Raw genomic sequence first — 12,449 nt, 5'->3', positions numbered from 1 at the left:
ACTCCTAGCTATCTGAAACCATAACAGTGATATGGCTTGTACGCTTAAGGATGCGATCTGCGCGTCCTTTAGCACGAGGCATAATACGTTTCATTGTAGGACCATCGTCCACAAAGATCGTTGTTATACGAAGCTCATCAATGTCAGCACCTTCGTTATGCTCTGCGTTAGCAATAGCAGACTCAAGTACTTTCTTAACTAATACAGCCGCTTTCTTAGGGCTGTACGCCAGGATTTCTAGTGCGCGATCTACAGGTAACCCGCGGATCTGATCTGCAACTAGACGTGCTTTTTGCGCCGAACCAGAGGCGAATTTATGTTTAGCTAATGCTTGCATTTATCTTCCCCTCTTATCGTTTCTTCGCTTTCTTATCCGCAGCATGGCCACGGTAAGTGCGAGTTGGTGCAAATTCACCTAGTTTGTGACCGATCATTTCGTCAGAAACGAAAACTGGTACGTGCTGGCGACCATTATGGACAGCAATGGTCAATCCGATCATGTTAGGTATGATCATTGAACGACGGCTCCAAGTTTTAATTGGCTTTTTCTCACCGCTTTCCAAAGCTTTCTCTACCTTCTTCAGCAAGTGTAGGTCTATAAAAGGACCCTTCTTGAGAGAGCGTGGCATGGCTATTCCTCAATATTACTTAGTACGACGACGTACTATAAATTTATCCGTACGCTTGTTCTTACGCGTCTTCGCACCTTTAGTCGGCTTACCCCATGGAGACACAGGATGACGACCACCAGATGTACGACCTTCACCACCACCGTGTGGGTGATCTACCGGGTTCATGGCAACACCACGAACTGTCGGACGAATACCACGCCAGCGATTTGCACCTGCTTTACCAAGTGAACGAAGCATATGCTCAGCATTGCCTACTTCACCTAGTGTCGCACGACAATCAGATTCAACTTTACGAACTTCGCCTGAACGAAGACGTAATGTTACATACTGACCATCACGAGCAAGGATTTGAACGTATGCACCAGCAGAACGTGCGATTTGAGCACCTTTACCTGGTTTTAATTCTACGTTGTGAACAGTCGAACCTACAGGCATATTACGCATTGGTAATGCATTACCAGGTTTGATTGGTGCATCAACACCAGACTGGATTGCATCGCCAGCTTTTAAGCCTTTTGGTGCGATAATGTAACGACGCTCACCGTCTGCATATAATACAAGAGCGATGTTTGCGCTACGATTTGGATCGTATTCTAAACGTTCAACAGTGGCTGGAATGCCATCTTTAGTACGTTTAAAATCGATTAAACGGTAATGTTGTTTATGACCACCACCGATATGACGAACCGTAATACGACCATTGTTATTACGACCACCTGATTTAGAGTTTTTCTCTAAAAGTGGTGCGTATGGCTTACCCTTATGTAGATCAGAGTTAACCACTTTAACTAGGTGACGACGGCCCGCAGAAGTAGGCTTACACTTTTGAAGTGCCATAATTCTATCCCCTTATTACTCGGCGCCGCCGACAAAGTCTAGCTCGCTGCCTTCTTTAAGAGTAACGTAAGCTTTTTTCCAGTCGCTACGACGACCGAAACGTGCGCCAGTACGTTTTGTTTTACCCTTAACGTTAAGTGTGCGAACACCCGTTACTTCTACTTCAAAAAGCTTCTCAACTGCTACTTTAATTTCAGCTTTAGTTGCGTCATTTACTACTTTAAAAACAATAGTATTGTTTTCTTCAGCAGCAATTGTGCTTTTTTCAGAGATATGTGGAGCAAGGATCACTTTTAAAAGACGTTCTTCGCGAATCATGCTAGCGCCTCCTCAAGTTGCTTAACAGCAGCGGCTGTAATAAGTACCTTATCGAAAGCAATTAAGCTTACAGGATCGATACCAGCTACATCACGTGTGTCAACCTTATAAAGGTTACGTGCCGATAAGAAAAGATTTTCATCTACTTCTTCAGTCACGATAAGAACATCTTTAAGCTCAAGTTCTTTAAGCTTAGCAACTAGTTCTTTAGTTTTTGGTGCTGCTAGAGCAAAACTTTCAACAACGATTAAACGCTCTTGACGAACTAATTCAGATAAGATGCTTTTAATCGCACCACGGTACATTTTACGGTTTACTTTTTGGCTGTGGTCTTGTGGTTTAGCTGCAAAGCTAACGCCACCTGAACGCCAAATTGGGCTACGGATTGTACCGGCACGTGCACGGCCAGTACCTTTTTGAGCCCATGGTTTTTTACCACCACCGCTTACTTCAGAACGTGTCTTCTGAGCACGAGTACCTTGACGAGCACCTGCTGCGTATGCAACAACTACTTGGTGTACTAATGCTTCGTTAAACTCACGTCCAAAAGTAGCTTCAGAAACTTCAAGACCGCCAGAAGCGTCTTTAATTGCTAATTCCATCACTAAATCTCCAGGACTTATGCTTTAACAGCTGGTTTAACGATAACGTCACCGCCAATAGCTCCAGGTACTGCACCCTTAACTAAAAGCAAATTACGCTCAGCGTCAACGCGAACTAGTTCTAAGTTTTGAGTCGTTACACGCTCAGCACCCATATGACCGGCCATTTTCTTACCTTTAAACACCTTACCAGGTGATTGGTTTTGACCGATTGAACCAGGAGCACGGTGAGATAGAGAGTTACCATGTGTAGCGTCTTGCATGCTGAAATTCCAGCGCTTAACACCACCTTGGAAACCTTTACCTTTAGAAGTACCGGTTACGTCAACCTTGTTGATTTCGTTGAATAATTCAACAGTAAGCTCAGCGCCTACTTCAAAATCGCCTTCACCACCGTTAAGGCGGAATTCCCACAGACCGCGACCCGCTTCAACACCAGCTTTAGCGAAATGACCCGCTTTAGCTTTGTTTACACGACTTGCTTTTTTAGTGCCTGCGGTTACTTGAAGCGCGTTATAACCGTCTGTTGCGTCAGATTTGATCTGAGCAATGCGGTTAGGTGTCGCTTCAATAACTGTCACAGGGATAGATACACCATCTTCAGTGAAGATTCGTGTCATACCCACTTTACGACCGACTAGACCTAATGCCATTTTCCTAAAACCTCTCTAATCTTTCGATTAACCCAGGCTGATTTGAACATCAACACCAGCAGCAAGATCTAAACGCATAAGCGCGTCTACAGTCTTGTCAGTTGGTTCTACGATGTCTATCAGACGTTTATGGGTGCGGATCTCGTACTGATCACGCGCATCTTTATTAACGTGCGGTGAAGTTAGTACAGTAAAACGTTCAAAGCGTGTAGGTAGTGGGATTGGACCACGTACTTGTGCGCCAGTGCGTTTCGCAGTTTCCACGATTTCTGCCGTTGATTGGTCAATCAAACGGTGGTCAAAAGCTTTTAGGCGAATACGAATGCGTTGATTTGACATTCTTAACCTCAATATAAAGAGCATATAAAAGAGCATAAAAAAACGACCGAAACAATCTTAAAACTTAAGATGTCGGCTGTTTGATTATATCTACGTTGAGTTCCAAATCGGAACTCCTGTTTATTAGCTTGAAATCCAAGCTTAATTTATCCTTTCTAATTCCCAGAGGAATTTTGAAAGCCTGCGTATTATAGAGGTATTGGTGATAAATGCAACAACTATTTAGAAACAATGTAATGAATACTAATTTGATTAAATATGCGTCCATACATGTTCAATAGCTATACTTGAACTAATGCTTTTGATGCTAGTCAACAAACAACTAAACATCTTAATTGCGCAAACTAAGGGATTTTTAGATATTATGGTATCCTGTTGCGCTAATTTTGCCCTTAATACTCTCAATATGGTGAGTCGATGCGTATTTTAAATTATTGTTTAAATGTTATGTCTGCTGGATTTAGCCGCTTATTTGTGAAAAGCAAAGTGCTGCCAGAAAATCCTATTAAACAGTATGATCTAAACCCTGAGTACCCTACATTTTACATAGTGCGTTTAAATTCACGTTTTGATTTAGCCGCGCTGGCGCATGTTTGTAAAAAGAATGGCCTACCTAGCCCAACAGAAGAGCAAGTGCTAGGGACCCAAAATTTAGACCGTTTTATTGGTATTAAAAATCCTCCACCGTTATTTGGTGATGAAGCAAAACCAACCAATGCTTTAGCCCAAGGCAAGCAAATTATTGAGTACTTAATAAAAAGCGGTCAGCAAAACGTACAAGTGGTGCCTGTTACTATTTTATGGGGGCGCGATCCAGGTAAAGAAAAGCCAGGACTACGTACTTTAATTACACACTCTCTTACTCCAAGCTGGTTTAGAAAGTTTTTTGTGGTGTTATTTTCAGGGCGCGATAACTTTATTCGCTTTAGCCAACCACTCGACTTATCACTTTTGGTCAATGAAAAAGCCGACGTAAGTGAGTTACCTCATAAATTATTACGCGTAGCGCGTGTTCACTTTAAGCGCCAAAAGCTAGCTGCTACAGGCCCTAAAATGCCATCTCGTGAGCAATTATTTAATTCATTATTAGCGTCACCTACTATAAAAAAAGCAATTCAAGATGAAGCTAACGCTAAAAACATTAGCCAAACAGAAGCTCGTCAAAATGCACTTAAGCTACTTGATGAAATAGCCGCTAATTACTCTGAAGCAATGATACGTGTGGCCGAAAGGTTTTTAACTTGGTTATGGAATAAGCTTTATAATGGTATTGATATTAAACACGCCGAACAAATTCATGAACTAACAGATAAAGGACATGAAATAATTTATATGCCTTGTCATCGCAGCCATATGGATTACTTACTGCTTACTTACTCTATTTATCATTTGGGTTTAGTACCTCCGCATATAGCTGCTGGTATAAATCTTAACTTTTTCCCTGCCGGAGGCATATTTAGACGCTCTGGTGCGTTTTTTATTCGCCGTTCATTTGCAGGTAATAAACTTTATTCTGCCATATTCAAAGAGTATTTAAGCCAACTGTTTATTAAAGGTTACTCTGTTAAGTTTTACACGGAGGGCGGTCGAAGCCGGACTGGACGCTTACTTCCGCCTAAAACGGGTATGCTATCTATGACATTACAAGCAATGCTACGCGGAATAGACAGACCAATATCTATTGTTCCTGTGTACATTGGCTACGAGCACGTCATGGAAATTAACACCTACCTTAAAGAGCTGGATGGTAAAGATAAAAAAGGCGAATCTATATTTGGTATTTTTAAGGCAATCAAAAACCTTAAAAACTACGGTCGTGGTAACTTAAACTTTGGCGATCCAATCTCTATTAACCAATACTTAAACGATAACCAACCTGATTGGCGTGATTCAATACACCCAACTGACGTGCAAAAGCCACAATGGTTAGCACCACAAGTAACTAAACTTGCCGACCAAGTAATGGTTAAAATTAATAATGCAGCGGCGCTTAATGCGGTTAACTTACTAGCGATGATATTGCTGGTTAACGATAAACAAGCATTGAGTAAACCAAAGCTATTAGCTCAGCTTGATTTTTATCTGCGCTTACAGCGTGATGCAAGCTACAGTAACAAAGTAACTACACCAGACGAAACACCAGAGCAATTACTAACGCATGCATTAAAGCTTAATAAGTTTGAAGTTATCAGTGATGAGTTTGGCGAAATTATTACGATTAGCGATAAAGAAAAAGTACTGTTTAATTACTACCGAAACAATATTTTGCACTTGTTTGCAGTACCAAGCTTAATTGCACTACATCTATTTAAACAACACAGCACTACGATTGCTCAATGCCAACAACTTGTAAAAACATTTTATCCGCTATTTGCTAAAGAATGGTATTTACAACCTCTTGATGAAAACTACATAACGCGTATTTTAGCTAATTTTGCCGATCAAAATTTAATTGAGTTTGATGGCGATAACATTCATATAACAAACAGTAACGACTGCTTAGCTAAGCTAGAAATGCTTGGACGAGCACTTAGCTTTACCCTACAACGTTACGCTATTGTGATTGGTTTTATTCAAACAAGTGATGGCATTGAAAAAGCCGAGCTTGAAAGAGAAAGCCAAGTACTCGCACAACGTTTAGGTACACTGCATGGTATTAAAACACCTGAGTTTTTTGACAAAAAAGTACTTGTTAGTTTTATCGAAAACTTACGTGGCGAGTCGTTAATAACAGAGGGTGATAAGGGCTTAGTAGGTAGCACACAACTATGTGAAACCTACGCACACCTTAAAACATTACTGCCAGCACGCGTCTGGCAGTCAATCAGCGATATAGTTCAAGATCAGTGTAACTAGCAATGCATTTACAGAAGGGGTTAACGTTGACGCATAACCCCTTCTTGCATTGTTGAGGCAACCAAGTTGCCTTGGCGATCAAAAAACTGCCCCCGTACCAAACCACACCCATTACTCGCACTTGGACTATCAATTGAATACAAAATCCAATCATCCATTCTAAATGGACGATGAAACCACATTGCATGATCAATAGTAGCTACTTGCATATTTGGCTGCATAAACGATACACCATGAGGTTGTAATGCAGTTGGTAAAAACTCAAAATCAGACGCATACGCTAATAAGTAATTATGGATACGCTGATCGTCCGGCATTTCACCATTAGCTTTAAACCAAATATGCTTTACCGGCTCCATAACTTCTGGTTTAAACGGGTTATGAAAAGTAACCGGTCGCATTTCAATTGGCATTTCACGGGTAAACTTATTACGGATAACCTCTGGGATATGCGAAGCGTTATCTTGGTAAAACTCAAGCGATGAACGTAATTCCTCAGGTGCGGGAACATCAGGCATTGTCGCTTGATGCGATAACCCACTCTCTTCACCTTGGAATGACGCGGTCATATAAAAAATAGGTTTACCGTACTGAATTGCTTTGACTCGGCGCGTACTAAAGCTCTTACCATCACGAATAGTTTCAACGTCATAAACAATGGGTTTAGCCGGATCGCCTGGGCGTAAAAAGTAAGAATGTAATGAATGAACTATTCGCCCTTCAGGTAGAGTTTCTTTGGCAGCAGAAAGCGCCTGCCCCATTACTTGACCACCAAATACAGCACCAAAGCCTAAATCTTGGCTTTGTCCTCGATATAAACCTTGCTCAATTTCTTCAAGTGTTAACAACGACAATAAATCATCTAATACTTGGCTCATTATTTCTTCCTCATTACCCTAGTGTCCAAATGATACTATACAATAGTGGGAAGTAAATATTTGTTAGGAATACTGTTATGGCTTACTGGCTATTTAAAACTGAACCCGATGCGTTTTCATTAGATGACTTAAAAAACGCACCAAAACAAACGACTCTTTGGGAAGGTGTGCGTAATTACCAAGCACGAAATTTTATGCGTGACGACGTCAAAGTCGGTGATTCAGTCATGATTTACCATTCAAGCTGTAAACACGTGGGCGTAGCGGGCATTGCCGAGGTTACTAAAGAAGCCTACCCAGACCCCACTCAATTTGATTTAAGCAGCGACTATTACGATGCAAAAGCCACCAGCGACAAACCACGTTGGGTTGTTGTTGAGGTTACTTATCAAAGCCATTTAAAAAAATTAATTAGCCTTAAAGATATTAAAGCCAATGACAATATTACTGAAATCGCACTTAAAAAGGGCGGACGTCTATCAATAATGCCTGTTACTAAAAATGACTGGGATGAAATAATCAAAATGGCGCAGTAATACCCTATCGGTTTGACCTAATTTCATTGAGTTTGATATGATCTATGCTGACTTATAGCTGGAGGATTAATGAAATTACTGTATTGGTTAGATGAATGGTTAACTCTCCCGCACAATGAGCAACAAACTCGATTACCCATGACGGGTAGTGATTTACTCGGCGATGTATTTGTTAAGTATGATTTTGTTGACGTTAATAAACCCCTGCTTTTTACCTTTTCCCCAGCTGGCACTAACGTGCAAGAGCAAGATCTTCATCCTGATTTTGCACCATGGGGTTATCACTTAGCTCAAAAACAAAACGTAAACGTAATCGCTTTTCAGCATTTGGGTAAAAGTAATTGGTTTCGTAATCGTAATTTAATCTTTTTTCTCGAGCAATTATCAACATTACTTACGCCGTTTGACTGTCGACTTGGCTATGGTTTAAGTCGTGGCGGATTTGCTGTTGGCGCTTTTGCTAAACTATTAAAGCTAAATCAGGTGTTGTTCTTCCATCCGGTAAGTACTAAAAATAAAGAATTAGTACCGTGGGATGACCGCTCTAGTACCGATATAGCTCAGCAGTTTGATTGGCAGCAAGATTATCACGATCTAGATTTAGGAGATGCCCAAGGCTATATTATTTACGATCCTACTAATCGTATAGACCGAATGCACGCTAAGCGCTATAAGCAGTTAACTCACTTACGAGTATTTGGTATGGGACATGGCACACATGCCACATATTTGAATAAGTTTGGATTTTATAAGCAAGTAGCCGTCGATTTTATCCAGCATCAGCAAATTGATATTGCGCAATTTCGTATGCAAACTAAAACCTTACGCTTTAAAGAGGATTATTACAAAAGCCTTAATAAAGCGAATGTAAACTCAGCTCACCGTCAAACACTATTAAGCAAAGCTCATAATATTTTGATTGATGAAAAAGAAGTTCACGTACAGGAACATCAGGCAAAAATTGATATTCAGCCATTAATAGATGTTGCCCTTAAGCATCAAGATGAGCATCCTAATGATGCCATTCAGTTATTAGAAGTTGCTCAACAACTTGTACCTGACGATCCTTTAATTGAGCATAAAATTAAGCAACTAGAAGAGTAGTTACGCCAGTAAAAGCAGCTGTAAAGGCCAACTACTCTATTTGGCCTTTTTCTTTTTGTGCCCATACTTGGGCACAATGGCAAAGTACATCATTAACCCTAACCAAGAAAATATAATTATTCCCATTAGCCAGCCATTCTTTTCATGACCCTGTGTACGCTTACTGTTGAGTACAATAACGACAGGTAATATATAAGCACTTAAAACAACAATTAAAAATACAACTTCATTCATTATTTTTCTAGGCTCGACCAGTCTACTTCACTACTTAATACTCGATCCACCGATATATAGTGCAGAATATCGCCTTCACTTACTTTGTAATCTAATGGTGGATTTAAATCCATATTTTGCGCACTTAAATTATGAGCAACACCCAACAGTATTGCATCATGCTCAAGCTTAAAATGATGAAACAAAGTACCAAATTCCATATCTTTGCAGCCGCCTGGTATTTTCAAACTAAATTGTGTATCGCCGTGCAAAGTAGATAGCAGCTCCTCTTGCACACGGCTCGAACCTGGATCTTGCATTGAGCGTACGAGTATCTCAGCTGATTTTGCACTACTACACTCTACATTTTGGCAATGCTCTAACATCATCTCAACTTTGGTTTCATCCAAAAAGTGAGCACTTATATGACAATCATCTTTTACTAAGCGACTTATGCGCAGGGCTGTTGTAAATGTCTGATCGTCATCTTGACCATCAATAATCACCTTATCAGCACTACGAATAGCTACCCGCTCTAGCTCAGCTAAATTAGTAAAGCTCGTTAAACGTGCAAAATCAACGCTTTCGTTAGCTAAAAAAGGATGATCCATTTGCTCTGTTACCGCGAGTAAAATACGACGGTCAGTACGTTTCGTATCTGCCAAAATGTAATCAATCATCTTTTTTGTACGAGTGTCGTGCCAACCAAAAATAATAATATGGTGGTTACTGTGGGCAAAGTTTTTATCACCAGTCATAGCGCGCCTAATTAAGTAAGTAACAGTTTGTCCTGCTTTTCCTAGCAAAACACCAAATAAAGCTAAACCAAATGGAATTTGTATTAATGCAACCACCCAACGACCAAGATCAGTAGTTGGACTAAAGTCACCATATCCCACTGTTGATGTTGTTACTGTGTAATAGTAAAAAAAGGTAGTAAGCGAGGTTAACGCTTTCTCATTCGCTATAAATAGTAAGCTCCATGTTAATAGCATATGAGTCAAAATAGCTAATGCCACTGCTTGCCAACTCAACTGATCTATATGAGCGCGAACAAGTAACGCTAGCCTTTTAAATATCACCGGCATAATACAAAGTCTTCGTTAGTAAATTATCTATAAACAGTACGTTACTGTAAGCGATGCTTTTAAGCAATGTTTAAGCTTTTAACCGCAAATATTAGACTAAATGCTGTTTGCCAATGGTGATTTTTCATGATTAATTAGCGTTAAAATAATAACCAAAACAGTTGTGCTTATGCTTAATAAAATAGCCCGCCCTTTTACTAAAATTGTAGAGCGTTATCTTCCCGACCCTTTTATATTTGTAATTTTACTTACAATAATTACCCTTGTCAGTGCGAGCTTATTTACAACCGCAACTAACATTGAAGTATTACAAGCGTGGGGAGGTGGGTTTTGGAACTTATTAAGTTTTGCTATGCAAATGCTACTAGTGTTAATTACAGGCTATATGTTGGCAAGTACGCCACCTATAAGTAAGTTATTAGAAAAGCTAGCAACATTTGCAAGCACCGCACCTAAAGCAATTATATTAGTCACGCTTATTTCGCTTTTAGCGAGCTGGATAAATTGGGGATTTGGCTTAGTTATTGGTGCCCTTTTTGCCAAAGCAATTGCTAAACATACTCGTGTTGATTATCGATTATTAGTAGCCAGCGCTTACTCAGGTTTTGTTGTATGGCATGGCGGATTAGCGGGTTCGATTCCTTTAACCATCGCAACCGATGGTCACTTTTCAGAGGCCAGCATTGGTATTATTAGTACAGAGCACACTTTATTTGCGGGCTTTAATATAGCCATATTAGTTGGTTTATTCATTATTATGCCGCTCGTTAATCGCTATATGCTGCCAAGCGAGCAAGAAAGCGTATATATCGACCCAGCTCTTTTACAAGAGACAACACCTAAGCCCACAACAATAACCAGACCTGCCCAACATTTGGAACAAAGTAAACTACTCGGTATGACAATTGGCTTATTAGGTTTGGCATATTTAGGCTATTACTTCTTTATTACTGGCGGAAACTTAAACCTTAATAGCGTTATTGCCGTATTTTTGTTTTTAGCTATTACGCTGCATCAAACACCCCATAATTTACTTAACAGTCTGCAACAAGCAATTCCAAGCGGGGCTGGAATTGTTATTCAATTTCCTTTTTATGCTGGCATTATGGCGGTAATGGTTGATAGCGGATTAGCACAACAGATATCACGTGGCTTTATTGCCGTTGCAGATGCTGATAGCTTGCCATTTTTTAGTTTTATAAGTGCAGGACTCGTTAATATGTTTGTACCCTCTGGCGGCGGCCAATGGGCAGTACAAGCGCCTATTGTTATACCCGCAGCACAAGAGCTAGGTGCCGATATATCTCGCGTTGCAATGGCTGTTGCGTGGGGTGATGCGTGGACTAACCTAATTCAACCTTTTTGGGCATTACCAGTCCTTGCTATCGCAGGCTTAAGAGCAAAAGATATTATGGGGTTTTGTGTTGTGCAGTTGTTTATTACAGGGGTGTTCATTGCATTGATGCTAAGTTTTTATCCGTAAGTATTTTGGTAATAAATAGGCGCGATTTTATTTCGCGCTTGCTAGCTGCAAACCAAAAAGAACTAAGCAAGAAAATAAAGCTAACTGGTAAGTAATTTAATATCACCAAATAATTTCACCTAGTGCTAATAAATTACAGATCATGTGAGCGATAATGCAATACCACAGATTACCCGATAAATGACGAATTAACCCCACCAAGCAAGAAAATACAAACAGAGAAATAAAAATTTCAACTTGATCATACTGCCCATGTATCAATGTAAACACAATACTTGAGATAATAATTGCGCCACTGACTCCTAAAGCGGTTTTTTTCAGCCTATAGAATGCCACTCCTCGAAAAATCACCTCCTCATATATAGGCCCAATAAGTACTACTGCTAAAAGCAGCATAATTTTGGCTAAAAGCGAATTTGTTTGTGCTTCAACTTCTAACATAAAATCTGGCAAGGCGACTTCCATAAAACCAAAAAGCCATTGTTCCAATAAAACGTAAGCCGCTGTTAATAACATTGTGATGATTAAAGGAAAAAGAGCCACTTTTTTTATTGCTAAGCGCCCAATAACTTCGCTTTTATTTTGCGCATCAAGAGTAGGCTTTAAAAATGGCAGTGTAAGTACAGCAGTGAGGAAGGTAGATATAAAAACTAAGCCGGGATTCGAATCTAGTTGCTCTAAATGTGTAAGGTCATTTAACAATAATGCCCCACCACCCGATAAAAAAATAATCAAGTATGAGGCCATTGGGAGCACCAGTACAAAAAAGGCTAACCAATAAAGCGTGTACAATAAAGATTCCCCTGTGCTTTGATTTACTTGTTGTTTTATCGCATCATCCATAATTTTATCAGCTCACGGCTTATTGTTATTTTTCATTCTGAGGGATAGTACCATATCAATTCCCCCA

15 protein-coding genes are annotated in these 12,449 nt (G+C 40.0%); 4 read left to right on the top strand and 11 right to left on the bottom strand.

The window, feature by feature from the left end; genetic code table 11:
• Window positions 1-4: 4 nt before the first annotated feature.
• Genes rplV through rpsJ form a run of 7 tightly spaced genes read right to left on the bottom strand, consistent with a single transcriptional unit; the run spans window position 5 to window position 3,381 of the window.
• Entirely contained in the window at window positions 5-337 is a 333-nt protein-coding gene (gene rplV / locus H5159_RS10265; RefSeq protein ID WP_002957892.1) for a 50S ribosomal protein L22, read from the bottom strand.
• Between the two features lie 13 nt (window positions 338-350).
• Window positions 351-629, bottom strand: coding sequence for a 30S ribosomal protein S19 (gene rpsS, locus H5159_RS10260; protein WP_004588689.1), 279 nt, complete (start codon window positions 627-629; stop codon window positions 351-353).
• A 15-nt stretch (window positions 630-644) separates the two neighbouring features.
• The gene (rplB, locus tag H5159_RS10255; protein ID WP_002957895.1) at window positions 645-1,469 is read right to left on the bottom strand and encodes a 50S ribosomal protein L2; all 825 of its coding nucleotides are present in this window, start codon (window positions 1,467-1,469) and stop codon (window positions 645-647) included.
• A 15-nt stretch (window positions 1,470-1,484) separates the two neighbouring features.
• Window positions 1,485-1,787 carry a 50S ribosomal protein L23 gene (gene rplW / locus H5159_RS10250; RefSeq protein WP_002957896.1) on the bottom strand — a complete coding sequence of 101 codons (303 nt, stop codon included), beginning with the start codon at window positions 1,785-1,787 and terminating at the stop codon, window positions 1,485-1,487.
• Window positions 1,784-2,389 (bottom strand): 50S ribosomal protein L4, encoded by a 606-nt coding sequence (gene rplD / locus H5159_RS10245; RefSeq protein ID WP_002957897.1) that lies wholly within the window; start codon window positions 2,387-2,389, stop codon window positions 1,784-1,786. Before rplD ends, rplW begins: the two co-directional genes overlap by 4 nt.
• A 17-nt stretch (window positions 2,390-2,406) precedes the next feature.
• Window positions 2,407-3,042: a 50S ribosomal protein L3 gene (rplC, locus tag H5159_RS10240; protein ID WP_002957898.1), complete on the bottom strand. Its 636-nt coding sequence runs from the start codon at window positions 3,040-3,042 to the stop codon at window positions 2,407-2,409.
• Between the two features lie 27 nt (window positions 3,043-3,069).
• Entirely contained in the window at window positions 3,070-3,381 is a 312-nt protein-coding gene (gene rpsJ, locus H5159_RS10235) for a 30S ribosomal protein S10 (protein WP_002957900.1), read from the bottom strand.
• A gap of 417 nt (window positions 3,382-3,798) precedes the next feature.
• Between rpsJ and plsB the strand changes: the two genes are divergently transcribed.
• Window positions 3,799-6,237 carry a glycerol-3-phosphate 1-O-acyltransferase PlsB gene (gene plsB, locus H5159_RS10230; RefSeq protein ID WP_182780238.1) on the top strand — a complete coding sequence of 813 codons (2,439 nt, stop codon included), beginning with the start codon at window positions 3,799-3,801 and terminating at the stop codon, window positions 6,235-6,237.
• Between the two features lie 20 nt (window positions 6,238-6,257).
• Here the strand turns inward: plsB and tesB are convergent, their stop codons facing one another.
• Entirely contained in the window at window positions 6,258-7,115 is an 858-nt protein-coding gene (gene tesB / locus H5159_RS10225) for an acyl-CoA thioesterase II (protein WP_024597275.1), read from the bottom strand.
• A 77-nt stretch (window positions 7,116-7,192) separates the two neighbouring features.
• Here tesB and H5159_RS10220 point away from each other — a divergent pair, with 77 nt between their 5' ends.
• Together H5159_RS10220 and H5159_RS10215 are read left to right on the top strand one after the other, a co-directional pair.
• Window positions 7,193-7,651 carry an EVE domain-containing protein gene (locus H5159_RS10220; RefSeq protein ID WP_024597276.1) on the top strand — a complete coding sequence of 153 codons (459 nt, stop codon included), beginning with the start codon at window positions 7,193-7,195 and terminating at the stop codon, window positions 7,649-7,651.
• 69 nt (window positions 7,652-7,720) lie between these two features.
• On the top strand, window positions 7,721-8,755 hold the full coding sequence (locus H5159_RS10215; RefSeq protein WP_182724389.1) for a cytosolic protein: 1,035 nt from the start codon (window positions 7,721-7,723) through the stop codon (window positions 8,753-8,755).
• A gap of 36 nt (window positions 8,756-8,791) precedes the next feature.
• Here the strand turns inward: H5159_RS10215 and H5159_RS10210 are convergent, their stop codons facing one another.
• Window positions 8,792-8,989: a PLDc N-terminal domain-containing protein gene (locus tag H5159_RS10210; RefSeq protein ID WP_002957905.1), complete on the bottom strand. Its 198-nt coding sequence runs from the start codon at window positions 8,987-8,989 to the stop codon at window positions 8,792-8,794.
• Complete coding sequence (locus tag H5159_RS10205; RefSeq protein WP_002957906.1) at window positions 8,989-10,056, bottom strand: potassium channel family protein; 1,068 nt, start codon at window positions 10,054-10,056, stop codon at window positions 8,989-8,991. Before H5159_RS10205 ends, H5159_RS10210 begins: the two co-directional genes overlap by 1 nt.
• A gap of 169 nt (window positions 10,057-10,225) precedes the next feature.
• On the opposite strand from H5159_RS10205, the gene H5159_RS10200 reads away from it, so the two are divergent.
• Window positions 10,226-11,539, top strand: coding sequence for a short-chain fatty acid transporter (locus H5159_RS10200; protein WP_182780237.1), 1,314 nt, complete (start codon window positions 10,226-10,228; stop codon window positions 11,537-11,539).
• A 102-nt stretch (window positions 11,540-11,641) separates the two neighbouring features.
• Here H5159_RS10200 and H5159_RS10195 read toward each other — a convergent pair whose 3' ends face one another.
• The gene (locus H5159_RS10195; protein WP_182695528.1) at window positions 11,642-12,382 is read right to left on the bottom strand and encodes a CPBP family intramembrane glutamic endopeptidase; all 741 of its coding nucleotides are present in this window, start codon (window positions 12,380-12,382) and stop codon (window positions 11,642-11,644) included.
• Window positions 12,383-12,449 lie beyond the last annotated feature (67 nt).

Source organism: Pseudoalteromonas sp. SG43-1 (assembly GCF_014164415.1).
Classification (GTDB): Bacteria; Pseudomonadota; Gammaproteobacteria; order Enterobacterales; family Alteromonadaceae; genus Pseudoalteromonas; species Pseudoalteromonas distincta.
Note: the sequence above shows the minus strand (reverse complement) of the source record. Positions and strands in the feature narration are given on the sequence as shown.